Origin of the sequence: Acinetobacter sp. YH01007 (assembly GCF_013420425.1) — a bacterium.
Classification (GTDB): domain Bacteria; phylum Pseudomonadota; class Gammaproteobacteria; order Pseudomonadales; family Moraxellaceae; genus Acinetobacter; species Acinetobacter towneri.
Genome location: NZ_VOYC01000003.1, coordinates 132,579 through 157,260 on the forward strand (window position 1 = coordinate 132,579; position 24,682 = coordinate 157,260).

A 24,682-nucleotide genomic window follows, 5' to 3' on the forward strand; every position below is an offset into this window, starting at 1 on the left:
CAAAACCATCTCTTATTCAGTTTTACTTAACAATCCAAAGCGTCATTAATTCTGGCTAATAAACCACTGCTGCGACGGGTACGAATCATCAAAGCTTGCTGCAAAGCTTGCGCATCAACCAACAAACTTACGACTTTTTTAGCACGGGTAATGGCAGTGTAGATCAGCTCCTTACTCAGCAAGTTTTTTGCCGCAGCATCCAACACCACAGCTGTATGAGTAAATTCAGAACCTTGCGATTTATGAATAGTAAGTACAAATGCGGTTTCAATATTTTTAGGTAAGCGTGTTGCAGGCACCCACTTATTTAAACTTGGAAAATATACTTCAAACTGGCGCTGATCATTCTGCTCTCGCATAAAACAGATGCCAATATCACCATTCGACAACCCCAGTTGATAATCGTTATAGGTCATCATGACGGGGCGTCCTGCATACCAATCGCCATGTTTGGTTTGTTTTAACTGTTGCAACAAGCGTTTTTCAATCTGCAAATTCAGTTGTTGTAAACCCAAATGACCATGACGAATTGCGGTTAAAATACGGTAATCATCAAATACATTCACCACATTCTCAACATGCGCTTGAAATGCTGTACTTGATTGTTCCAAGCCCAAAGTATGTGCTTTTAATACCGCTACATAAGCCTGATAACCATACATCAGCTGATCATAATAATGCGCTAAATTTTCCGCTGAAATTTGCCCATTTTGCTGAGGTAAATATTGCAGTTGTAGGGCATCTATTTCGACTTGCTTAAATTGAATTGGCTTTAATTCACCTGCTGCCACGACTTGCTGTTCAAACTCAGCCAAAACCTGTGCAGGAGAATGTTCTTGCTGAATAAACTTCGCCATTGCGCCAATTTTTGCACCTTCAGCAAAACGACGTGTGGTCACTAAATTGACACGGTTATTTGCGAGTTCAGGCACTTGCTGTAAATCGGCCAATACTGTACCGACATCGACTGAAGCCAATTGATTGGCATCGCCCAACAGAATTAAACGTGCCTGCGCAGGAATGGCAGCCAATAACATCTGTGACAGGCTTAAATCCAGCATCGACGCTTCATCGACCACAATCACGTCATAAGGTAGAGGTTGTTTAGCGTGAAAACGTGGCTTGCCTGTATTGCCTAAGCCCAATAAACGATGCAAAGTCACGGGTCGTAATTGACGTAAAGCATCGACATTAAACATTTGTAAAGCTTGACTATTCAAGGCATTTTGCAAAGCTTCATCCATCCGCTGTGCCGCTTTGCCTGTTGGTGCAGCCATCGCAATCCGAATATTTGGCAAAGCTTGATTAAGCACCGCAACAATATGCGCCAAAGTATAGGTTTTTCCTGTACCTGGCCCACCAGTGATAATACTTAAACTTTGAGTTGCCGCAGTCTGTAACGCTTTTTGCTGCTGTGGATCTTGCAATAAATTAAGCTGTTCGGCTTGTAATTCAAAGGACAAAGGCGGCTGCGCCTGAATCCGTAAAATATCGCTAGCAACCTGATGTTCCAGTTTCCAGTAGCGATACAAATACAAACGCTGCCCATCAAATACAAACGGTGCAATTTGTGGATCAGGATTTAAAGCGCTACGCTGCAAGTTCATGTGCAAATGTTGCAATGCCGCCACTTGTTCTGCGGTTGCAGGAATACAGCTATCCCCTTGCTGAATAGCATCGAGTACCTGTTGCATCAAAATTTGCGCTGAAGCATCAAAAGTGACATTGCTAAATGGCGGCTGACATAGGTAATCCATCCACGCCTGCATTGGCGTTTGAGCTGAATTTAAGTGAATATGCTTGTTTTCCACACAGTTATCCTCAAAGTTATCCACAGGATAAGCAATTGTTTTATTAAGTCGATAAGCTGACTTAGCGTTATTTTTTAAGTTCAAAGTAACCCAATATTTGATCTAGTTGCAGAATAAATTCCGCATCTGGCCGCCAATGACAAACCCCTTGCCCTGCTTGCCCCTGCATACCACGCAAATACAAATAACTGGCTCCACCCAAATGTTGCCGAATATCATAATCTTGCAAACGACTGCCCAAATAACGGTGCAACGCCACCAAATACAAGGCCGCTTGTAACCAATAACTCGATTGGGTCATGTTGTGTTCAAGGTTGGTTTTTTCATAATCGCGCTGATCGGCACCCAAATAATTACTCTTATAGTCGGCAATGTGATAACACTGCCCATCAAAATAAACCAAGTCAATTGAGCCTGTCAGATAACGCGCAGTAGCGGCTTCATTTAAATCTTGAATAGGATGTCCCGCATCTTCAAACAATTGCTGAATTGCTTGAATAAATAAGCGCTGATCTGCCAACGCCAAATAGAATGGAAACTCTGATAAATAATGTGCAGTAGATAAGGCGGAAAGCTGGAAAGTATCGTGCAAAGGAGTATTCAACACATCCTTCAGCCACTCGGTCATGTGCGCAAAAATATCTGCTTCCTGTACAGTCGCGCTGCCTTTGGCAGTGTCGAGTTTTGCAATCAAATCTACCAATAACACATCTGAATTAAACTCTTTGTCGTTATGAAAACGGCGTTTGACTTCTTCAAAAATGTCATCATGACTGGCTTGAAAGTCGATATATTCAAAGAGTTTATGTAAAAAACTCCCCGCTTGAGTACCACGCTGAAAATTAGCTTTGATCCATGCAATCGGTTGAGCCACCTGTACGATTTCCTGTTCCGTTTCGACAGGTTCCTGATTGATTTCGTCGGCAGCAGCAGCCTGCTCCTCGCTTGCCAATGCCAAAGTATCGCTACGCATGGCGGCAGGTAAATGTTGTGCCAAGCCACTAAAACTGGTTTTGGTCCGTGGATAAAAGCGACGCTGCGGAAAATCTGCAGCTTCAATCTTAATTTCTTGCACTTGTTCAAGTTGTAATGCTGCCGCCAATTGTGTCAGAGGTGCTTCATCACAGCTCCATGCTGCTGCAATTTCTGCTGAACTTGGCGCTTGTAAACGCCAGACATTTAAACCAGCAGATTTTGGTGCAGCCTCTTTTTTACCTTCTTTTGCAGGCGTAGGCTGTTTTAGCATCGCATAGACCCGATAACTGGCACGGGTGAGTGCCACATACCAAAGCCGATTCAACTCTGCCAAACGGCGCTCACTGTGCTGCTGCATTGCTGTGGCATCTATGTCTTTATGTTTAATGGCAATGATACGTTGCTCAATGCCTTGCTCTTCCTGCGTTGCAAACACCAAAGCAGACTTGTCAGATTTGGGCGGCTGATCTGCCGACATCAAAAAGACCACTTTAAACTCCAAGCCTTTGGACTGGTGAATGGTCATCAATTTCACGCCTGCCGCATTAGAAAGTTTTCGTTCAATTTCCCAATCGCGTTTGGCAGGTGATTCAACTTGCTGTAAATACCAGTAATACAGCATGTAAGCCCCTTGATGGCGTTCACTTTGACGACTCAGCAATTCGGTTAAATGGCGTAAATTCACCACATGCCGTTCATTGTCAAAACTGCGTTTTGCCACCAAATTTTCCCAAATTTTAAATAAGTTCAGGCAGTAATTCCATGCGGTTAAAAAGCCTTTATTGACCCACATTTCCCGAATGCAGTCGAAGTCATAAATAAACTGACCTAACCCCTGTTGCTCAAGTTCAATCAACTGTTGCAGGTTATAACCCAATAAACGTGTCAGTAAGGCACGCTTGACCTTGGCTTCATCATAAGGATGTAAAATTGCAGTTAAAATTGCCGCCACATCTTTGGCTAAAAAGCCTGTAAAAACACTGCGCTGACTACTTCTATTGACCTGAATTCCAATCCGTTCAAGCTCGTATTGGGCTTGATCAAGCTTTTGATGACTGGTCGATAAAATGGCAATATCATCGGCTTGTAAAGCGACTTTGCCTGAAGAGTGATCAAAATATAAATCGCCTGCAATGCCTTGATTTAATAACTCGCGAATTTTTCGTGCAATTTGAATGGACTCATCCTGATCATGTTCCACCGTTACCCAACGCAGCGGTGCGGGATTGGCCTGTTGCCGATCCATTAAAGCAGGATGAGGACGTGAACCTGCAATGACAGGATCATAAATCACTTTTTCACCAAAAGCGGGTTGGCGTTGAAATAACTCATCCACCACACTGACCAGCTCTTTCACTGAACGATGATTTTGTCTGAGTGAATAAATGCGACCTTGCTTTTTCAGCACGTCATCACGGGCATTGTTATAGGTCAGCATATCGCCACCGCGAAAACCATAAATCGCCTGCTTAGGATCGCCCACCATAATCATGCAACCGCGCGCATACCACTTCGGATTACGCCAAATTTGCGCCAGCATGTCGTCTTGATCTTGGTTAGTATCCTGAAACTCATCCACCAAAATCAGTGGATAACGGGTATGCACAAACTGCGCAAAACGCTGCCCACGTTCGCCCTGCAACGCTTCGGCTAAGCTGCGAATTTGTTGGGCAAAAGTGGTTTCCCCTTTTTGCTGTAAAAGTTGCGGTAAACGCTGCTTGACGTGTTGTACCAAATAGAATTTTAAATTGGTATCCACCAATTCAATTTGACGCTCAAAATTAAGTTTGGCATCCACAACTGCTTTAATTTTTCGGATTACAGGATGATCAAAAAAAGCATCTTGCACCTCTTGCGTACATGGCGCTTTCGCTTTGTTAAAAATAGATTTTCTGAGCTTACCGTCTTGATTCAAATATAGTGCAAAGACCGCATTAAACAATGCGGCAAGATGTGAATTAAAATAATGTTCTAAAGGGCTGTGCTTAATTTTTTCAATCAGTTTTGGCAAAGTCACTGTAAATAGTGGCTGCAACCCCTTCTTATCACTCCCCGCGACATAATCGGAAAAATTAAAGCTATATTCACCATCATAATATTCTTTTAATTCTTCAATTTGCGTCATGGTGATACTGGCTAAATTCTGCAACGCCTCTGCTAAATCTTGTACATCCAATTGTGCCTGATCTATGCCCTGAATCTCTGCCGATGCAAAATTCAAACTGGTATTGACCAACCCCTCATAGTCTGCTGCAGATTTCAACCGCCCACATAACAGCATATAGTCCACAACATGCTGAGGCTGTGCCTGAATCCATTCACGCAGCACATCATGCACCAATTGTTCGGTATAGACCGATGCTTGGTCAGTAATATTGGCGCGCTCAATTTTGCCACTTTCAAAGGAAAATTCACGCAATAATTTTTGGCTAAAGCTATCTAATGTTCCTACAAATAGCTCATCCAGTTGCGCACTCACCAACTTCAAACGTGAACTGGCATAGTCCAGTTTTAAACGATATTTCTGCAAAATATGTTTGAGTAAAGGGTCTTGTAGTTGTGTAATTTTCTCTGCAAGGGCACGCTGATCTAAAGACTGGTTTAAACACTGATCGATATATTGTTGGGTTTCAAGCAAACGTGCACGAATGCGACTTTTTAGCTCGGCTGCTGCGGCACGGGTAAATGTGGTCGCAATCACCTGATTAGGCAAATAATCTTTCAGGAAAATCCGCACCATCAAACTAGATAAAGTATAGGTTTTTCCTGTACCTGCCGATGCTTCAATCCAATGCAAGCCTTTAAATTGCATCTCTTGAATTGGGTCATAACAAATTGGGAATGGGCTAGATGAGTTCACGCAGATTCCCCTTGTTTTTGAAGATTTTTCGCAGATTCATAATTTTCAATGATGGGCTGATACAGTCGATGGCTATATTGCTGAAATGCCTCAATCAACAACGGTTCAGTTTCACTGTCTTGAAAAATAAATGACCAGTCTGGGTGATTTTTCTCACTTTCATCAATAAAGCTCCTCCTAGCACCGTCATGCCAATGTTTTACGAAGCTTTCCATATTCAAAACTTGATCGGACTGAGCTTCATCCCACTGAATTTCAAATTCTTTTTTATCTTTCATTTTTAAAACCAAAGCCGCAGGCAATAACACAGGATATTGCTGTGCGTGTTTCCAGAACTCAAACCACTGGGCTAAATACTCGTGTGCTTGCTGTGCATGGATATTGGCAAAATGAATCACCGCATCTTTACACACCACAATCCGCTCTAAATCTTGCTGTTCTGTGTTCTGATAAGCCACCCAGAACAGATATTCCAACCATACTTCGGCATATTTTTTTGGTCTGGCACTCGCTGCCACCACGCTACACCAAAGCTTTGTAGGCTGTTCAGGCACTTGAATACGGATATGCAAATGCGGATTCATTTTCCAAAGCTGTTGCGTTGTTGCGGTTGCCTCATCTGCAAACTGCTGCAGTATGTCACGTAAATATTGCTGTTCTTGCAGTCCCGTTTTAAACGTGGCATTTAAAGTTTTGCCCACAGGTAAAGTATCTTGCAACAAGCTTTCTGCATCTTGCGTGCCATGTTGGAGTAAAAAATCACGCACACTATATTTTTCCAAGCCATTTAAAATCAGTGGCTCATGGTTCATTGCAGCAGTGTCGGATTGTAAATTTTCGACTCCAATCGCTTTTAAATAGGCACGTGCAGGGAAACATACATCTCGAATCCATTGCATACTGTCGAGTACCACCACGTCTTGTGGCAATAATGGATATTCACCAAACCATGCTTCGCGTGGTGTGGTTTCTTGCTGCATTTGTTTGGCAACCCGATACCATTGATCTTTAAAGCGAACTTCACGGCTTTCGGCAAAACGCAGTTGATCAAAAGGTTGCAAACTATGTAAGTGATAAAGAGATTTCAATTGTGCGGGAATCTCGACACCATTCAAATTTAAGCGTGAATCGCTAGCTTCATCGGGATGTTTCACAATCAACTCCAAATGCTGCACAAATTCCTGCACCAGCACGGATGGATCGCGCACCTCGCCATCACTGACATCAAAACCGTTATAAAATAACCAAACACTGTCTTGCGCCAACAATAAACTATCTAAAAATGCCCCTTGATCATCCTCAATGCGTGAACGATCTCCCAGTTGTGGTTTTAATAATTGCATCAAATCAAAAGCCAATTGCTGGTCACGACTTGGGAACACGCCATTGTCCAAATTCAGCATCACAATCAGCTTATACGGCAGTGGACGAATTGCACCAATTTGGCTAAAGGTAATGGCGCCCGATGGACTGGCTTGTTCGAGTTGGGTTTCGAGCTGGGCTGAAATTTCTTGCAGAATATAATCCAGCGGTAAGCTTAAATGACGCAAATCTTGACCCGACTGCACATCAAAATAACTGGCTAAGGTCAGCATACGGTCATGTTTTTGCACCAAACTAAACACCGATACCAACACATCTACCCCTGCATCCTGAAACTCACTCAGGTCTTGCATCAGTTGTTTAAGCCAATATTCCACCGTTTTGGCTTGCCCCAATTCATGCTGAATTAGCCAATCACGGCGCTGTGCAAAATCCTGATAAATTTGAACCAGTTTAAAAATCAATTCAAAATCGCTACTTTGCACATCGGCATAACTTAAAGTGTGCTGAACCACGCAATGCTCTGGCACTGCAACGCCCAAAGCCAAACGATCTAAAGCAAACTTTAAGCTGAACCGATAATCTTGATCATCTGCACTCAGGCTGCGTTTTAAATGCTCGGCATCTAAACCACGTTTAAAACCTGCATTGGCCAACAACTCATTCATGCGCTCAATATTGTTTAAATTCAAGGCATAACGCTGTTGTGTGGCAGCTAAACTCAACCAGTCACCAAACTCCTCAAAGCTAAAACGTCCTTGTACCAACGCTATACGCCCAACCACCGCACGCCAAGCATTGTGAATATCTAAAGAGCTGATACCTGCTATTTGAATAGGCAAATACACACTATCTTGACTGAGTTGATGCCCTAAAGTAGCTTGATTCTGCTGTGCTTTTTGTTGTCCTTTCTGATAGAGATCACGCTCACTTGGCGGTGCAGCAAATACGCTGCGAATTAAAGACTCTTGTTCTTTGAGTTTCGGACTCAATACCAAAATATCACTGGCTTGGCGGCTGTCATCTTGTCCTAGCCATGCAATTAAACGATCTTTGAGTACCTCAAGCTGACGTAAACTTGAATGACACACATGAATTTGCAATGACTCATCGGCAGGATCTAAGTCATACGCCTGCGCGACTGGCTCAACCAAATTCAATACATCCGATTGAATTTTACCCAGTAAATGCTGCGGCTCTTCTTCAGGGAAAAGATCATACCACTCGCCTTCATCACCACTTGACAACGCCGCCAATAAAGAAAAGTGATCACGTGCCTGTTTACCAAAGCGTGTCAGCAAAGGATGATGTGACTCGCGCATATCGGCATTAAATTCGCCATTATATTTTTTGATATATGCAGCAATATCATCATCACTTACGGTTTTATTTTGACTTTCCATCTCACGAATAAAACGACTTTTGATTCGCGCATCCATGTTTAATTTCCACTTAGGATCGACCATGTCTGCCCAATATTCTTGCGATGGGTTGTAATGCAGAATAAAAATATCCATATACTGCGCCAAACGGCGGATAAACAGCAACTGACTTGGCGGCAAATCCAATAAGGTAAAAATCACCAACTGTTTGGGTAATTTGTTAATACACGAATTTGGATTTTCAGGCTCGCCCAAAGCTTGCCAAAATTGCAGATCAATCTCCTGCATTTTTTCAAAATCTGCATGAAAAATATGCAACCACAACCAACTTTGCCATTGCTCTAACTCTTCGGCCTGCTCTTGAGTAAATGCGGCTATTTCCAATGCCGCTTGTTTTTCTTCTTCACTCTCAAAGTTTTTAGGGATATAAATTTGCTGCTTTAAATTCAGGCGTTTTTGCTGTCCCCAAACCGCCAACCAATTGCTTTGGCATTGGCAGACACCTTCGCAGCCTTTTTGACAAAAACCACGATAAACCATGTAATTGCTAAATAAACGTGAAACTTTATCTGCCACCCAATACAGCATGTTTTGCTTTTTGAGCTGCTTTTCTAAACCCTGTGACAATTGCTCTGCGCTGTCATAAATTCGCTGAATCAAACGATGTAAAGCATGCTCGGCAGGAAGTGGGTTTTGTTCGTGTTGTATCCACGGTTGCAAGTCATAAAACACACGCCATTGCATCACAATACGCGGAATATTTGCCTGACGTACCCGATCTTTATCGTCTAAAACTGCCTGATAAGCCGCCCATTGAAAGGCACGAATACGATGATGAAATTCAGTATTGGCACTAATGCCTTTTTGTTCAGCAATTTTTTCCGTTAGCCACTTTTCGACTGCCACCGAAGGCACAATAAAATGCTGAGTTTGTAGCACCTGAAGCGGATTCGATGTCGGTTGACGTATGGTTTTCAGCATTTCATTGACTAAAACTTCTATACGTTGGCTTTGTATGACATGAATCGCCATAAGGTATCCTTTAATTTATTTTGAATAAGAATGTACTAAATGTACTAAAAGGCTGTTGATCGATCACTTGCCCCAAGCACAACAAAAGAATAAAGATTATTGGCTATACACTTACAACGGTGTATGCCACTTTACAAGCATACTTTTATTGCCTACTTTATTCAAAAAGTGCTTTGAATAAAGTGGTTTAATTTACCAAACAGCATACGATTATCCGCCATTTTAAGGTTGTACCTATGATAAAAAGAGAGACTATTCCAGACAGTATTGATCCAAGCCTAGACTTGGAAATGATTCGTGCAGAATGCCTAGAACTGGTCAAAAAACGTGCCTACTTTTCTGCAGGTGCAGCCGTCATTCCTGTGCCGTTTTTAGACGTCGTCATTGATGTGGGCATCTTGTCGCAACTGATTCCAGAAATTAATGCACGTTTTGGCTTATCTCCTGAACAAGTCAGCGTGTACGATCCTGAAACCCGAAAAGTCCACTGGAGCGAATTGCGTAAACGCGGTGTGGAGTTTTCAGGCTTAGTCGTGGCGCGTACTGCAGTAAAAAAATCCCTGAATAATGTCGCAGCCAAGTACATCACCAAACAAGTGACCAAGTTTATTCCATTGGGTGGACAAATGGTGGCAGCAGGTTTGGGTTATTTTATTATGAAAAAAATTGCCGAAACACATGTTGAAGAAAGCTATAAACTAGCAAAAAGCATTCAGCTTAAACAAGCCAAAGTTGTAAATGCATAGGGTCTGTTGATCATTCACCTATGTTTTTGGTGTGAGAGATATATCTCGCAAGATTTTTTAGCTGATATAAGGCATGAGGCAGGAAGTTTAGTCATTCTAAATGACTGACTCATAACGCAATAGCAGCAAAAAATATGCTCGCCCTGAAAGGCAGATTATTCTGCCTTGAGTTGTTTCAAGATAGTTCTTAAAATTTCCAAACGTGCTGCATTTTTGTCATTACTCGGAATGATGTGCCACGGTGCATATTCGGTACTGGTACGTTGCAACATATCTGCCGCAGCCACCAAATAATCATCCCAACGGCTGCGGTTACGCCAGTCTTCATCTGTAATTTTAAAGCGCTTATGTGCAGTTTCCTGACGTGCTTTAAAACGCAGCTCCTGCTCATCTTTACTAATGGCTAACCAAAATTTAATGACAACAGTTTGATGGTCATTTAAGTCTTTTTCAAAGCGGTTGATTTCGTCATAAGCACGTTGCCATTCCAGTGGGCTAATCAAACCTTCTACACGCTCCACCAATACCCGCCCATACCAAGAACGGTCAAAAATATTGATTTTTTCTTCAGGCAGAATTTTTGTCCAAAAACGCCACAAATAAGGACGACTAATTTCAAAGGCTTCAGGTGCGCTAATGGTGTAAATTTCGTATTCACGCGGATCCAGTTTTTTTACAATCCGTTTAATCGCGCCGCCTTTGCCTGCTGCGTCCATTCCTTCAAAAACAATGCTGACATTACGGTTATCAAAACGCAGTGCATCTGCCACTTTTTTCGTGAGTTTCTTTAACTCCGCTTTATAATCATCATCATTGACCGATTCAGATACAGGGTTAAGCAAAACTTCTGGAATTTCTGCAGCTTGCCAAGTGATGCCCGAACTGGTCGGATGCACAGGACAATGCTCTAAGGCACGTAAAATATGCTGTGCAAATTGTTGATCGCGGATGGTTTCATCTTCGCAATCAATCATAATCCAGTCATCGGTAAAGCGTTGGCGCAGCTTCTGCAAGCTGTCATATTGCTTTTTATTGCGCCAATCCAAACCGTGCAATTTATGCCAATGCACTTCGCTCGGTTCCATATCATCCAGTCGTTTTTGTAGTGATTTCCACGATAAATCGAACCAGATTTTAATGACATCCACATGGTTATTTTTTAAGTCTTCTTCATAGGCACGCATTTTTTCGACATAGTTATCAAACATGGTGTCATCAATTTGTTTAGACACATGCATGGCTGTGCTTAATAAGTCACTATACCAATTGCCAAACATCACCATTATTTGACCTTCGGCAGGAATAAAACGTGCATAAGGCTGCCAAAGTGTCTGTTTGGGATTAAACGGGTGTGGCGCATCGGCTTTTACCCTTAAATAACGCGGATCGACCCACTCCCTAAGTTGTTTGACCGACTCTCCTTTCCCCGCCAATTCAATGCCGCTCACTAAAATCAGCAAACTTTTGGCATTTTTTTCACCTTTGGTATTTTTTAAAGCATATTGGGCTTCAATTAGCTCGACTGAAAGTTGTTCTTCTTCCATGAGTTTAAATTCAGTATGTGCTTGTGACATCATCTACCCTATTGTTGTGTTATTTAAGCTCTGCTGATCATTCGTCTATATTTACGATATTAGAATGAGCGACAGACTTTGATCAGTATACGAATATCGACCCATTTTTTAACAACTTTTCGCGTATTTTTGTAGATTAATCTCACACACTGACCTTTGCCGTTTGGAATTCTGTGTAATTTGTCATAGCGACGAGATCAAACTCACATTAAGATTTGCCCATTCAACTCAATAATGAGACACCCTATGTCTAAACTTGCTGCTTTAGATGAGCTGTTAGAACTGTATTATCAATTTAAATATCATAAAAATCCTATGCTTTTTCAACGCTTACAAGATGTTCAAGCATGGCAAAAACAGCGTATGCAACGCACCCATGCCACACAGTTTGCCGAAAAGCACAATGTCTTGATGGCTGAATATTTTTTAAACCGCTTATATGGCGGTCCAGATTTTGACGCTTTGGCAGGTCAAATTGCTCGCCTACTGAAATATGCACACAAAGCTGAAAAAATCATCCCTGAAAATGCAATAAAAACAGGGACTTCTGGGGTAAGTCTGGCGATTTTGGCAGTGCAGTTAGATGAACAAGTCGCGATACAATTGCTACAGGACTATCCTGAAAATATGCCTTTAAATGATGAGATGATGCGTCTGACTTATTTAAAGCTCGATCAGGGCGAAGCACGCTTAAAACAATTAAATATGTTGGATGAACTGGGTAAAAACCTAGATAAATATATGCGCTCTTTTGTGGTCTATACCGCTTTTAAAATGTGTAAAGGCGCGGCGCAAAAATACAGTTTTCAAATTATGTATGAGTTTATGCAAGATGGCTTTTTAGCCATGAAACCATTAAAGTCCGCAGAGAAATTTGTGAAGCAATTTACTACCACAGAACGGGAAATTATTGCCAAAGTACATGCAGGTGATTTACATCCATTTTCATAATCCCAATGTGTGAAATAACCAACACTTATTCAGCACACTTACGCTATCTTTGGTTTTTTCTGTATATTATTCATAACAATTGCATGATGATTACTGTACAAGTGCTTAGAATCTGTCATCATGCATACACTGCAGCCTTAAGCCTTTTTATCCTGAGGAGTGACTCCAATGTCGAATGAAAATCAAACGCCTACCGCTACTCCCGAGTCGGCACAACCAACAGACAAAGTGAGTCCATTCTTAACCGAACCTCTACCGCAAGGCGCTCCACAAGGTCAGCAACAATCTTTAGAACAAAAATTAACGGATACACCTGTTACGGGTTCAGTGCCAAAATATAATTTGCCGCGCGGTGCCAACACAGGCAATGTCGGTGCAACCACACACTTCGGCTACCAAACCGTCAGCAGTGAAGATAAAGCCCAGAAAGTCGCAGAAGTCTTCCACTCGGTTGCAAGCAAATACGACATTATGAACGACTTAATGTCATTTGGTATTCACCGCTTATGGAAACGCTTTGCGATTAATATGTCAGGTGTACGTCGTGGTCAGCGCGTACTGGACATTGCAGGCGGTACGGGTGACTTAGCCAAAGTCTTTAGCCGTGAAGTTGGCCCTACAGGTCATGTGGTACTGTCAGATATTAACGAATCTATGCTGAATGTTGGCCGTGACCGTCTAATTGATGCAGGCTGTACCAATGTCGATTTCGTGTTGGCGAATGCCGAAACTTTAGAACCATTTGAAGACAACAGCTTTGACTTACTGACTATTTCATTTGGTTTACGTAACGTGACCGATAAAGATGCAGCTTTGGCAGCGATGTACCGCGTACTCAAGCCGGGTGGTCGTTTATTGATTTTAGAATTTTCAAAACCAGTATTTGAACCGTTCTCAAAACTCTACGATTTATATTCATTCACAGCATTGCCATTGATGGGTAAAATTGTCGCAAACGACTCAGAAAGCTACAAATACTTGGCTGAATCTATTCGTATGCACCCAGATCAACGCACTTTAAAAGGCATGATGGAACAGGCAGGCTTCCAAAACTGTGATTACCACAACCTGACTGGTGGTATTGTTGCCGTTCACCGTGGTTTTAAACTCTAAGGCGTACCGCAATGTGGTCAATTCTCGCCCTTGGTGCAGTTGAGAAACTGATTCATCATGTTATTGATTTGGATGCGATTACTCGCATCCAGCTCAACCAACTACACGGCAAAATGTTGCGTGTGGTGCTCGATTCGCCACAGCTTTCTGTAGATGTCTTTTTTGATGACAACAAAGTTCGTTTAGAACCTACTGCAACAGGTCACAGCGAGCAGCCTTCTATTTTTGAGCATGAGAAGCGCTCTAGCTTCGCAAGGTTTGATCAAGCGCAAAATATCAGCCCCGCAACGACCACTTTGCATGTTAAAAATGTGGTGCAATTGCTCAAACTGTTGCTATCCGATGAAGTGGGCAATATTCCCCTACAAGGTGACTATCATCTTTTACAAGATATTCAGCGCATTATGCAGCAGGCTGAACTAGACTTGGCCGCACATTTAAGCCCTTGGATTGGTCCTGCTTTGGCTCATGAAGTTGGCAAAATTCAGCTTGCACCCAAGCATTTAAAACGCAGTCTACACAGCCATTTGTTCTTTGCTGAAGATGCCCTAAAAGAAGACAGTGGTCTATTTGCCCCACGCTGGCAAATGGATGACTTACAACAAGACACGCGCATTTTTCAACAAAATTTAGACCGCGCCGAAGCCAAAATTCAACAGCTACAAGCGCAGCTTGATGCACAGCCAGATACCGCTTCTGACACCTTAAACTCCACTCAACCCTAGGGAATAAGTCTTTATGATTCCGCACGTTTCACGTTTACTCGAACTTTGGCGCATTGCCGCGCACTATAGACTCGACACGTTGTTTCCTGCGGAAGAACTACCAGAAAAGGCACGTCATGCGCTCAGTTTTATTCGCATGCACCCTGCGGCTTGGTCAAGTAAAGAACGTAAAAACCCGCTGAAGCTCAAAGAAGCTTTAGAAGAAATGGGACCATTGGCAATTAAACTTGGGCAATTGCTGTCTACGCGTCGTGACCTGATTCCGCCTGAAGTTTTACAGCAATTGGTGTTGCTACAAGACCGTGTCAAACCATTCGGTTCTGACGTGGCACAAATGCGAATTCAGCAATCGCTCAAGGCAGACATCAACACCCTGTTTGCCCGTTTTGATGAGCAACCTTTAGCAGCAGCCTCCATTGCGCAAGTCCATACCGCTGCCTTGCATGATGGTCGTGAAGTCGTCGTTAAAGTCACCCGTCCCGATATTCGCCAGCAAATTCTACAAGATTTTGAAATTCTGGAATGGCTCGGTGCAGCACTGGAAAAACGTCTGGAAGCGGCACGCGCTCTACATTTATCTGAAATTATTCAGGACTATCGTCAAATTATTCTCAACGAACTGGATTTGACCTTAGAAGCGGATAACACCCGCCGCATGCGTCACTACTTTACAGGCTCAAGCATGATGTACGTGCCTGAAGTCTATATGGACAGTAAAGATGTGATGGTGGCAGAGCGCATTACAGGTGTGCCAATTTCCGACACGGCAACCTTTGATCGTTTGGGTATGGATCGTGCCGATTTGGCAGAAAAAGGCCTCACGATTTTCTTTACCCAAGTGTTCCGTGACAACTTTTTCCATGCCGATATGCATCCTGGCAACGTCTTTGTGGAAACCATCAATCCGAATAATCCGCGTTTTATTGCGCTAGATTGTGCGATTATGGGCGAGCTGTCCAAGCATGACCAAATGACCGTAGCACGTATGTTGCTGGCGGTGATGAACAGCAACTTTATGCAGCTGATTCAAGTGGTACACCAAGCTGGCTGGATTCCACCGGGCACAGATCAAGATGCTCTCGCCCGTGAAATGCGCCGTACTGTCGGGCCAATGGTGTCTAAACCGATGCACGAATTGGACTTTGCAGGCATTCTGATTCAGGTCATGGATATTGCACGTCGTTTCCATTTGGAAATTCCACCGCAATTGATGCTACTCCTGAAAACATTGGTGCATGTTGAAGGCTTGGGCACAGACTTATATCCAGAACTGGATATCTGGAAACTGGCAAAACCAATTTTAACGGATTGGATTAAAGCCAATATGAATCCAGTCAAAAATGTCAAAGAAATTGGGCAGCAAATTCCCGACCTGTTACTGGGTGCGCAAGACTTACCAAGTTTAATGATTGACAGTTTAAATGGTTTAAAAAACCAATCGGCTTGGCATTCCAAACAATTGCATGAATTACAAAGCATGCGTCTACAAATGGAACATCAGCAAAAACGCAGCTGGATTTTTGGCAGCATTATGGCCATTTTCCTCTCCATTGCGATTATTGCACCGTGGTATGTCTCTATTGTTTTAATCGCGTTGGCAAGTTTCTTGGCGATTTGGCGTATAGCTAAATAAAGCCACATTGCTTGATAACAAACTGATTAGACGATAAAAAAATTAGAAAGCCTGTTTTAAAGCAGGCTTTTTTATCACGCTGATTTTCTCTAACTCATCCTAAAAACTACCGCATGACTCATCAGTCACCAAATGATGCCTCTCGCCATTGTTGCAAAAATCACCACGCCTACAATTAATGCACATTTGTAGCGTTATAGATCAAGCATGACTCAGCTTTTGCATAAACGTGCCCCTGCACTCAGTATTCGCGCAGGACATCTGGCACGCCAACTGATTGAACAAGAAGGCTTACATGCCCAACACGTCGATATTATTCCAGGTGCAGCAGGCGGCCCCAAAGGTATTGGCATTCAAGGCTTAGACCAAGCTATTTTTGGCGAGTTTTTTGCCCAAGCCCCAAAGCGTCGTACTGTGGTCGGTTCTTCAATTGGCAGTTGGCGCTTTGCCAGTATTTTGGCGTGGGGCGCAAAACAAGGCACTGAACGCCTGTCCGATTTATATACCAACTTGTATTTTCATAAAAAAATGTCGCGCCAAGAAGTCGCTGAGATTTGTCAAAATATGCTGTTTGAACTGATTCAGGGACAGCAACAACAACTGATTCAGCATCCTGACTATCACCTCACGGTCATTTCCGTCAAAGCTCAACATATTTTCCAAAGTGACCAAGCCTTGCCTTTGCTAGCATCTGTGGCTGGAATTATTGGTAGCAATGCCATTGCGCGCAAACATAACCGCTTATTTATGCAACGCGTCATCAGCCAACCTGCGCAAGGTCAGCAGTTTATGGTAGAGGATGATTTTGTCACCCATTACCAAGCCCTGAATGAGCAGAATGTCGCACCGTGGCTGCTCGCCTCAGCGTCTATTCCCGGGGTGATGTCTGCTATTCGTGACATTCCTGATGCGCCCGTGGGCAGTTATCGGGATGGTGGCTTAATTGACTACCATCTAGATTTACCTTACCAAAGTCAGGGCATTGTGCTGTACCCACACTTTACCGACAGCATTACCCCTGGCTGGTTTGATAAAATGTTGAAGCATCGTAAAGCCAATCCTGAAAATCAGGCCCGGACACTCTTGCTATCACCTTCGGCAGAATATTTAAGCAGCTTGCCTTTAGGCCGTTTGCCCGATCGTAAAGACTTCACCTTAAAAGGTTTAGATCAGGCACAGCGCATTCGCTTATGGAAACAATCGGTGGCAGAAAGTCAGCGTTTGGGCGATGAATTTCTGGAAATGGTGGAAAAACAAAACTTCCCTCAATTTATGCAAACGCTTTGACAGTACAAATCTGGCAAGATAATTTAGGTAAATTGTCTTGAATCACGTACACTATAGGGACGATGCAAAATCGTGCGCTCAGAAAATAGCGTCCATACAATTTAAATTAATTTTGGTGAACAACTCATGAATAACTTGCAATGGCTCGATGAAGTAAAATTTAACGAACAAGGATTAGTGCCTGCCATTGCACAGCATCATCAAACAGGACGTGTGTTGATGGTGGCGTGGATGAACCGTGAAGCCTTGGCACTGACTGCCGAAAAAAATCAGGCGGTGTATTTTTCACGTTCACGCAATAAATTGTGGCACAAGGGTGAAGAATCTGGACACTTTCAAACTGTGCACGAGATTCGTCTGGACTGCGATGCCGATGTGATTATCCTGCAAATTGAACAACATGGTGGAATTGCTTGCCACACAGGGCGTGAATCTTGTTTCTATCGCAAACTCACCGCCAATGGTTGGGAAATTGTAGATGCACAGCTGAAAGACCCGAATCAAATTTATGGTGAACAAGCCGCCAATGCTCACACCTTAGCCATGAGCCAATCAAAGGCACAAGCTGAACAGGTTGAAGTTTTGGCTTATTTAGGGCAAATGATGAGCGAGCGCAAAACCGCTAATCCTGACTCATCTTATGTAGCCAAGCTATACCATAAAGGCTTGAATAAAATTTTGGAAAAAGTCGGTGAAGAAACCGTGGAAGCAATTATTGCCGCCAAAGATTTCAACACCGAAGCCAATGCCAACAACAAAAATGACCTGATTTATGAAGTGGCCGATTTATGGTTCCACAGCATTGTCATGTTGGGTTATTTCGATATTGAACCGCAAGTGGTACTGAATGAATTGGCTCGTCGTCAAGGTTTATCAGGCTTGGTTGAAAAAGCCAACCGTAGCCATTAACGCGAAAAGCCAACCCTGATCTGTGTCTGTAATCACCAAGCCTCGCCCGACCTATGAGCAAGCCACTGCTATAGATAATGCACGTCTGGGCAAATCTTTTAAAGTGATTGCCTATGCAGGTACAGGTAAAACCACGACCTTACAAATGATCAGTGATGCCATGCCAGAACGGCGTGGCATGTACTTGGCATTTAACAAAGCCATTGCCGCAGAAGCACAAAGTAAATTTCATCGTCAGGTCGATTGTCGTACATTTCACTCGCTTGCATATCGCAGCGTTCCACGTGGAGTCACCGACAAATTACGCCTACCCCGTTTAAGTCCAAGTTTTATTGCCAAAGAGTATCGTTTAGAACCGATTACCCTTAGACGTATGATGGGCGGACGCTATGAAAAATATGTGTTGATGCCAAGTCGTTTAGCCAGTTTGGTGGCCAATGCCGTGAGTCATTTCTGCTCGACCAGTTCGCAATACCCTGCCCCACGACATTTACAAGCACCCAGTTGGTTGCATCCAGATGACATCGACACCTTACAAAAGCATCTTTATCCTGCGGTAGAACGACGCTGGTTGGAGTCAATTGACCCGAATCATCAGGCAGGCATTGGACACGATATTTATCTGAAACTTTGGGCCTTGTCTGAACCCAACATTCCTGCCGATTATGTGCTGTTTGACGAAGCTCAAGATGCCGACCCGCTCATGCTGGGCATTTTACTCAAGCAACGTAATACTCAAGTGATTTATGTGGGCGATGCGCATCAGCAAATCTATGCTTGGCGTGGTGCAATCAATGCCATGCAGCAATTACCTTTGCCTGAATCACGACTGACCACATCGTTCCGTTTTGGTGAAGAAATTGCCCTGACCGCCAATGCCATTTTAGGTGGGCTGAATGAAACCGTGCCACTCTTGGGCAATCCAGAATTACATTCCAAAGTGGTCAACAAACCGCATACCAAAATGCGTGATGCGATTTTATGCCGTACCAACGCCCGTGCCATGGAACTGCTACTGGCAGGTTTAGTGCATGGCGATAAAGTCAGTCTGCAAGCCGACCATGTGCGCTTAAACCGTTTTGTGGATGCTGCCGCGATGCTCAAACAAGGCAAACGTGTGACCGACGTTCCAGAACTGGCATGGTTTAACTCTTGGCATGATGTACATGAATATTGTGAAACCAACGATGGCAGCGACATTAAACCTTTGGTCAAACTGGTGGATGATCATGGTACTAATCCACTCAAACGGGCGTTGGCAAAAATCACCCCAATTGACCAAGCCGACTATATTATTTCGACAGCGCATAAAGCCAAAGGTTTAGAATGGAATCGGGTACATATTGAAGACGACTACCAATTTAAACTGAACGACAAAGAGCATAAAATTAGCGATGAAGAATTAAGATTACTGTATGTGGCATGCACACGTGCTAAAGTCAGTTTAAATATTCATCATATTTACGATTTGGTACAACAACTGAAAATAAAAATGCCGACATCGTTACGCAAAGCGGTGGGGTAATTGCAGCAGGTGCGCTATGAAAATTACATCGGTTCATTTCAGACACATCACCCATTTTGCAGACCTAAAACTCGAACTCAATTATCACGATCTTCCCATCACCCTTATTTTAGGAGACCAAAGTGCGGGGAAGACTTCGCTATTACGCTTTAGTTATCAGGCACTAACCTGGTTTGCTGCACGTTATAAAGATTTACGCACTGCGGGCTTGGTCATGCAAGATCAAGATATTATGCAAACGCGCTTACAAGCAAAAATTGATGTGTGTGTGGAGATTCCAGCAGAAATAGGCAGTTTGGCAGAATCAAGCAACACGCAAATTGAAAGCACCCAACATTGTGACTGGCAATTATATAAAACCCTGAATAGTAGCGGCGTAGGAGTAAGCAAAGCAGAAACCGCCAAGCTTGAAAAAATGGTGCAGCTCTATCAACACGCCATTAAACACGACCCGATGCAGGGACTACCGCTGATTGCCTACTACCCTGCAGAACGCTTCGTGAATGAAGTCAATTTACTCAATAAAAATAATCCGCTGATTTTACAACCTGGACATGCCTACGAAATTGCCGCGATTCCATTCACGACATTCACTCGTTTTTTTGAATGGTTGCGGGAAATTTCCGATATTGAAAATGCCCAAAGTGCGCAGCTTTTACACAAGCTATATCAGCAACAACAAAGCGAACTCGCACAAACCCTGAATCAGTCCTTATTGCATGCCTATACCCAAATGCATGCACCGAGTTTACAAGCACTGAAAGATGCCTTACAAATCGTGCTGCCTGAAATTGAAGACCTATATCTACAACATCTGCCTAAATTACAACTCATGGTGCGCTGTCAGGGCAAAGATATGCTGTATCAGCAATTGTCGAACAGTCAGCGCAACTGGATTGCTCTGGTAGGCGATATTGTACGTCGCCTCTGTTTGCTAAACCCAAACAGTTTGTATCCGTGTCGCGAGGGAGATGGTATTTTGTTGATTGACCAGATTGATCATCAGCTCGATCAACAACAGGCCGCACAAATACTGACCCGTTTACATCAAGCTTTTCCGCGCTTACAAATTATTGCCACAGGCAACCGCAGCGAACTTTTGGAACAAGCGGAACGCTTTCAATGTTTAAAACTGGAACATCAACAGCTGCATCCCATCGCATGGCAAAGTTTACAACCGCAGTTTGCAGAAATTTATGCTGATGTGCTAGAAACCACTCACACGACAGAAGACGTCAGCCTACAAGAACAAAACCCAACACAATTAGGCACGGCTGAAATTTTGCAGCAGATTCAAAACCATTTAACTGCCGAACAAAAACAGGAATTGCTGCAACGCTTACAGCAATTGGATAGTGAGCCAACACCTGATCAATTGCCTGAATCTTAATTGCCGAAGTCTTTCAAGGCATACTTGGCCAAAAAGCAAGGAAATACTTTATCCCGCATATAACAGACGGTATATAATGACTTTGCTGTATGCAAAAAAAATTGATGTTGTTTTATTCATGTAATAAAATCAGATTAATTTTGAACTTTTATAGTAAAATCCGATTTTGCTGTAGTTTTTAAAGTTGCGCAATACAACTTTTTTTATACCTTGAATAGTGTCTATTGACCTTTCAAACACGGTGAATGCTGTAAAAATGCAGCAGATGCAGATCAACTTCATCCATAGTTCAACTAGGTTGTAGATTGACGCATCTAAATATTTTTAACACAGCTTTAACCAAACCAAGCACAACCTTATTCGCTGCATCGTCAGCGAAAGATCAGCATATTTTTTGCTGCTTGAGCCGCCTAGCCATGTAAAATTATTTTTGCATGATCTTGTTTTGAGTTTAAGTTGCGACAATACGCTCATCAAAACAATAGACTACGTGTTTACTGACACGACTGATTGGCTTTCAAGATTGAATCTTTTGGATGGTGTGTTGCTGTCCTGTAATCCTTGGAAGATAAGATTCATCCTTTAGGTTTTCAACCTATTCACGACAATGGATATGAGTGTGCTACCGATTATTATATTGTTACCGTTAGTACTGGGCACAACCCTTGTCTCGTGGCTGAAACAATTTTCACGCGGGGTAACGGCTTTAGGGGCGATTGGCGTCAGTCTGAGCAGTCTTATTCTGCTCCTGACTCAAGCAAAAGCAGTCTTTAATGGCGAAACGATCATTCAAACATGGTCTTGGCTGCCACAGTTGGGGATTGATTTAAGCTTTCGTCTAGATGCGCTTGGTTTATTATTCTCCTTGCTGATCACGGGGATCGGCACACTCATTTTTATTTATGCCTATTATTATTTAAGTCCACAAAACTCGCTCAGTAAACTCTATGTTCTCCTCATGCTGTTTATGGCTGCCATGTTGGGAATTTCGCTCTCCAATAACCTGATTTTGTTGCTGACTTTTTGGGAACTGACCAGTATTTCCTCTTTCTTATTGGTGGGTTATTGGAGCAATTACGAGGCAGCACAACGCGGCTCACGTATGGCACTGACCATTACAGGCATGGGCGGACTCGCCATGCTCGGTGGTTTTGTGTTATTGGCGCAAATCACAGGCACCTATCAAATTGACCAAATCTTAATGATGACTGAACAAATTCAAAGTCATCATTTATTTGTACCAACTTTATTGCTGATTTTATTGGGTGCATTTACCAAAAGTGCGCAATTTCCGTTTCACTTCTGGCTACCCAATGCCATGGCTGCACCCACGCCTGTTTCTGCCTATCTACATTCGGCAACGATGGTCAAAGCAGGGATTTTCTTGCTGGCGCGCTTATTGCCAATTTTTGCAGGCGCAGCGTTATATCACAACCTAGTCACCTTTATTGGTCTATTTACCCTGTGTATGGCAGCATTCTTTGCCATTTTCAAAGAAGATTTAAAAGGCTTATTGGCGTATTCCACCATCAGTCATTTAGGTCTGATCATGTGCTTACTCGGCATTGGTTCACCGTTAGCAGTAGCTGCTGCAATTTTCCACATCATCAACCACGCCACCTTTAAAGCGGCCCTGTTTATGATTGCAGGAATTATCGACCACGAATCAGGCACACGTGATTTACGCAAACTTAGTGGCTTATGGCAACTATTACCCTTTACCGCCACCCTCACTATGATTACCGCGGCTTCTATGGCTGGCGTACCGTTGACCAACGGCTTTTTGTCCAAAGAAATGTTCTTCACTGAACTGGTAGCAAACTTATCTGGCCCTGTACTGTTGGTTTCTGCAATTGTTGCGACACTGGCGGGTATTTTTGCAGTGGCCTATTCAATACGTTTGGTACACGGCGTTTTCTTTGATGGTCCAATTGGTAAAGATGTCCCAAACAAAGAAGCTCACGAACCTCCGTTTGGCATGCGTGCACCCGCAACTTTATTGGCTGTTTTATGTATTTTAGTCGGCTTGATGCCTGCCTTATTGGTCGAGCATATTGTCAATAGCACGACTCGTGCCAGTACCCAACTGTCGCAGTTTGAAGGCACACATCTGGCAATTTGGCATGGCTTTAATCTTCCCCTGCTGATGAGTGTTATTGCACTGCTTGGCGGGATCATTTTCTATTTCTCGCTCGCCAAAGGTGGAAAAATCCGTGAAATTGACCTCGACCCACATTTAGGTCAATTCCAAGGCAAACTGCTGTTTGAATTATTCTTAAAACATTTGCTACAAGTTTCACGCAAAATCAAACGTAAAACCGAAAATGGTTCACTGCAAAGCTATTTGGTGTGGATCATTGCTTTTACGGTATTCATGGTCGCGCTACCATTATTCAATCAGGGATTAACAACTGGCACACGTGAACTCACACATGCGCCTATGATTGCCATTGTTTTATGGTTATTGCTGTTCTCTGCCTGCTGGATGATGCTGTGGTTCCACCATGAGCGCATCAAAGCTGTCTTAATCAGCGGTGCAGTTGGCTTGGTCGTCACCATGATGTTTGTCGGACTGTCTGCTCCCGACTTGGCACAAACTCAAATCACGGTTGATGTCGTCACCACTGTTTTATTGCTGATGAGTCTATCGCTGCTCCCACAATTGACCCCGTATGAATCTAGCCGTTCACGTCGTTGGCGAGATGCCTTCATTGCGATTGGTGGCGGCATTGGTATCGGCTGGATTGCGTGGCTGGTTATGACTCGCGACCACAATTCAATTTCATGGTTCTTTAATCAGCAATCCATTCCACTCGGTGGCGGAACCAACGTGGTCAACGTCATTTTGGTGGACTTCCGTGGTTTCGATACCTTTGGTGAAATTACCGTCTTGGGCATTGCTGCGATTGGTACGCTGTGTTTAATGGATGGTATGCGTGCGCACGGCACTATCATGACCCAAGGTTTAACCTATCGCTTTAATCCTTCACCGTTGATGCTGCGGATTACCGCCTCATGGATTTTACCTATCGCCCTTGTGGTCAGCCTGTATATTTTCTTGCGCGGTCATAACTTACCAGGCGGTGGCTTTATTGCGGGCTTAATTACCGCAATGGCGTTGATCATCCAATACATTGCGCTTGGTCAAGACCACACCGAACAAATGCTCAAAGCTAAATCTGGACGTTTATACGAAATCTGGATTGGCGTGGGTTTAAGTATTGCAGGTCTGACAGGACTTGCCGCATGGTTCTGGGGACGTCCATTCCTCACCAGCGCACATATTTATGTCAATCCTCCGATTATTGGTGAAATGCACCTCGCTTCGGCTGCCTTATTTGATGTAGGCGTGTATGTCACGGTGGTTGGTGCGGTAATGTTGATGATTTCTGTCTTGGGCGACTCACGTCACTCAGGCATGTCTGGCCCACTTCCAAAGGAGTAAT

The 24,682-nt window shown here is 43.3% G+C and carries 14 protein-coding genes; 10 read left to right on the forward strand and 4 right to left on the reverse strand.

Annotation, left to right across the window (positions count from 1 at the left end):
- Positions 1 to 26: 26 nt before the first annotated feature.
- The 3 genes from recD to FTT74_RS01995 form a co-directional block, all read right to left on the reverse strand.
- Positions 27 to 1,769 (reverse strand): exodeoxyribonuclease V subunit alpha, encoded by a 1,743-nt coding sequence (recD, locus tag FTT74_RS01985; protein ID WP_218945015.1) that lies wholly within the window; start codon positions 1,767 to 1,769, stop codon positions 27 to 29.
- A 109-nt stretch (positions 1,770 to 1,878) separates the two neighbouring features.
- A complete protein-coding gene (locus FTT74_RS01990; protein WP_179988514.1) occupies positions 1,879 to 5,598 on the reverse strand; it encodes a UvrD-helicase domain-containing protein in 3,720 nt (1,239 codons plus the stop codon).
- A 44-nt stretch (positions 5,599 to 5,642) separates the two neighbouring features.
- The gene (locus FTT74_RS01995; protein ID WP_179988490.1) at positions 5,643 to 9,383 is read right to left on the reverse strand and encodes an exodeoxyribonuclease V subunit gamma; all 3,741 of its coding nucleotides are present in this window, start codon (positions 9,381 to 9,383) and stop codon (positions 5,643 to 5,645) included.
- A 236-nt stretch (positions 9,384 to 9,619) separates the two neighbouring features.
- Here FTT74_RS01995 and FTT74_RS02000 point away from each other — a divergent pair, with 236 nt between their 5' ends.
- Complete coding sequence (locus tag FTT74_RS02000) at positions 9,620 to 10,129, forward strand: hypothetical protein (RefSeq protein ID WP_004975913.1); 510 nt, start codon at positions 9,620 to 9,622, stop codon at positions 10,127 to 10,129.
- A 155-nt stretch (positions 10,130 to 10,284) separates the two neighbouring features.
- On the opposite strand, the gene FTT74_RS02005 is transcribed toward FTT74_RS02000, so the two are convergent.
- The gene (locus FTT74_RS02005) at positions 10,285 to 11,703 is read right to left on the reverse strand and encodes a phosphate--AMP phosphotransferase (RefSeq protein WP_179988491.1); all 1,419 of its coding nucleotides are present in this window, start codon (positions 11,701 to 11,703) and stop codon (positions 10,285 to 10,287) included.
- A 246-nt stretch (positions 11,704 to 11,949) separates the two neighbouring features.
- Here FTT74_RS02005 and FTT74_RS02010 point away from each other — a divergent pair, with 246 nt between their 5' ends.
- The 9 genes from FTT74_RS02010 (at position 11,950) to FTT74_RS02050 (ending at position 24,681) form a co-directional block, all read left to right on the forward strand.
- Positions 11,950 to 12,654 (forward strand): hypothetical protein, encoded by a 705-nt coding sequence (locus FTT74_RS02010; protein WP_004975910.1) that lies wholly within the window; start codon positions 11,950 to 11,952, stop codon positions 12,652 to 12,654.
- Between the two features lie 168 nt (positions 12,655 to 12,822).
- Entirely contained in the window at positions 12,823 to 13,767 is a 945-nt protein-coding gene (gene ubiE, locus FTT74_RS02015; protein ID WP_004975907.1) for a bifunctional demethylmenaquinone methyltransferase/2-methoxy-6-polyprenyl-1,4-benzoquinol methylase UbiE, read from the forward strand.
- Between the two features lie 11 nt (positions 13,768 to 13,778).
- Complete coding sequence (locus tag FTT74_RS02020; RefSeq protein WP_154321106.1) at positions 13,779 to 14,492, forward strand: SCP2 domain-containing protein; 714 nt, start codon at positions 13,779 to 13,781, stop codon at positions 14,490 to 14,492.
- Positions 14,493 to 14,505: 13 nt separating this feature from the next.
- On the forward strand, positions 14,506 to 16,125 hold the full coding sequence (locus tag FTT74_RS02025) for an AarF/ABC1/UbiB kinase family protein (protein ID WP_179988492.1): 1,620 nt from the start codon (positions 14,506 to 14,508) through the stop codon (positions 16,123 to 16,125).
- Positions 16,126 to 16,332: 207 nt separating this feature from the next.
- Positions 16,333 to 17,412, forward strand: a complete 1,080-nt coding sequence (locus tag FTT74_RS02030; protein WP_131261096.1) for a patatin-like phospholipase family protein — start codon at positions 16,333 to 16,335, stop codon at positions 17,410 to 17,412.
- Between the two features lie 126 nt (positions 17,413 to 17,538).
- Positions 17,539 to 18,321: a bifunctional phosphoribosyl-AMP cyclohydrolase/phosphoribosyl-ATP diphosphatase HisIE gene (gene hisIE, locus FTT74_RS02035; RefSeq protein WP_004975893.1), complete on the forward strand. Its 783-nt coding sequence runs from the start codon at positions 17,539 to 17,541 to the stop codon at positions 18,319 to 18,321.
- A 22-nt stretch (positions 18,322 to 18,343) separates the two neighbouring features.
- A complete protein-coding gene (locus FTT74_RS02040; protein WP_004975892.1) occupies positions 18,344 to 19,846 on the forward strand; it encodes a UvrD-helicase domain-containing protein in 1,503 nt (500 codons plus the stop codon).
- Positions 19,847 to 19,862: 16 nt separating this feature from the next.
- Positions 19,863 to 21,236, forward strand: a complete 1,374-nt coding sequence (locus tag FTT74_RS02045; protein WP_131261097.1) for an AAA family ATPase — start codon at positions 19,863 to 19,865, stop codon at positions 21,234 to 21,236.
- A 607-nt stretch (positions 21,237 to 21,843) separates the two neighbouring features.
- Positions 21,844 to 24,681, forward strand: coding sequence for a monovalent cation/H+ antiporter subunit A (locus FTT74_RS02050; protein ID WP_096901338.1), 2,838 nt, complete (start codon positions 21,844 to 21,846; stop codon positions 24,679 to 24,681).
- The last annotated feature ends 1 nt before the right edge of the window (position 24,682 follow it).

Bases quoted from the DNA above. Each gene is read 5' to 3' on its own strand.
- recD (WP_218945015.1), bottom strand. From the start codon at position 1,769: ATGCAGGCGTGGATGGATTACCTATGTCAGCCGCCATTTAGCAATGTC.
- FTT74_RS01995 (WP_179988490.1), bottom strand. From the start codon at position 9,383: ATGGCGATTCATGTCATACAAAGCCAACGTATAGAAGTTTTAGTCAAT.
- FTT74_RS02010 (WP_004975910.1), top strand. From the start codon at position 11,950: ATGTCTAAACTTGCTGCTTTAGATGAGCTGTTAGAACTGTATTATCAA.
- FTT74_RS02005 (WP_179988491.1), bottom strand. From the start codon at position 11,703: ATGTCACAAGCACATACTGAATTTAAACTCATGGAAGAAGAACAACTT.
- ubiE (WP_004975907.1), top strand. From the start codon at position 12,823: ATGTCGAATGAAAATCAAACGCCTACCGCTACTCCCGAGTCGGCACAA.
- FTT74_RS02030 (WP_131261096.1), top strand. From the start codon at position 16,333: ATGACTCAGCTTTTGCATAAACGTGCCCCTGCACTCAGTATTCGCGCA.
- FTT74_RS02000 (WP_004975913.1), top strand. From the start codon at position 9,620: ATGATAAAAAGAGAGACTATTCCAGACAGTATTGATCCAAGCCTAGAC.
- FTT74_RS02020 (WP_154321106.1), top strand. From the start codon at position 13,779: ATGTGGTCAATTCTCGCCCTTGGTGCAGTTGAGAAACTGATTCATCAT.
- FTT74_RS02050 (WP_096901338.1), top strand. From the start codon at position 21,844: ATGGATATGAGTGTGCTACCGATTATTATATTGTTACCGTTAGTACTG.
- FTT74_RS02045 (WP_131261097.1), top strand. From the start codon at position 19,863: ATGAAAATTACATCGGTTCATTTCAGACACATCACCCATTTTGCAGAC.
- FTT74_RS01990 (WP_179988514.1), bottom strand. From the start codon at position 5,598: ATGCAATTTAAAGGCTTGCATTGGATTGAAGCATCGGCAGGTACAGGA.
- FTT74_RS02025 (WP_179988492.1), top strand. From the start codon at position 14,506: ATGATTCCGCACGTTTCACGTTTACTCGAACTTTGGCGCATTGCCGCG.
- hisIE (WP_004975893.1), top strand. From the start codon at position 17,539: ATGAATAACTTGCAATGGCTCGATGAAGTAAAATTTAACGAACAAGGA.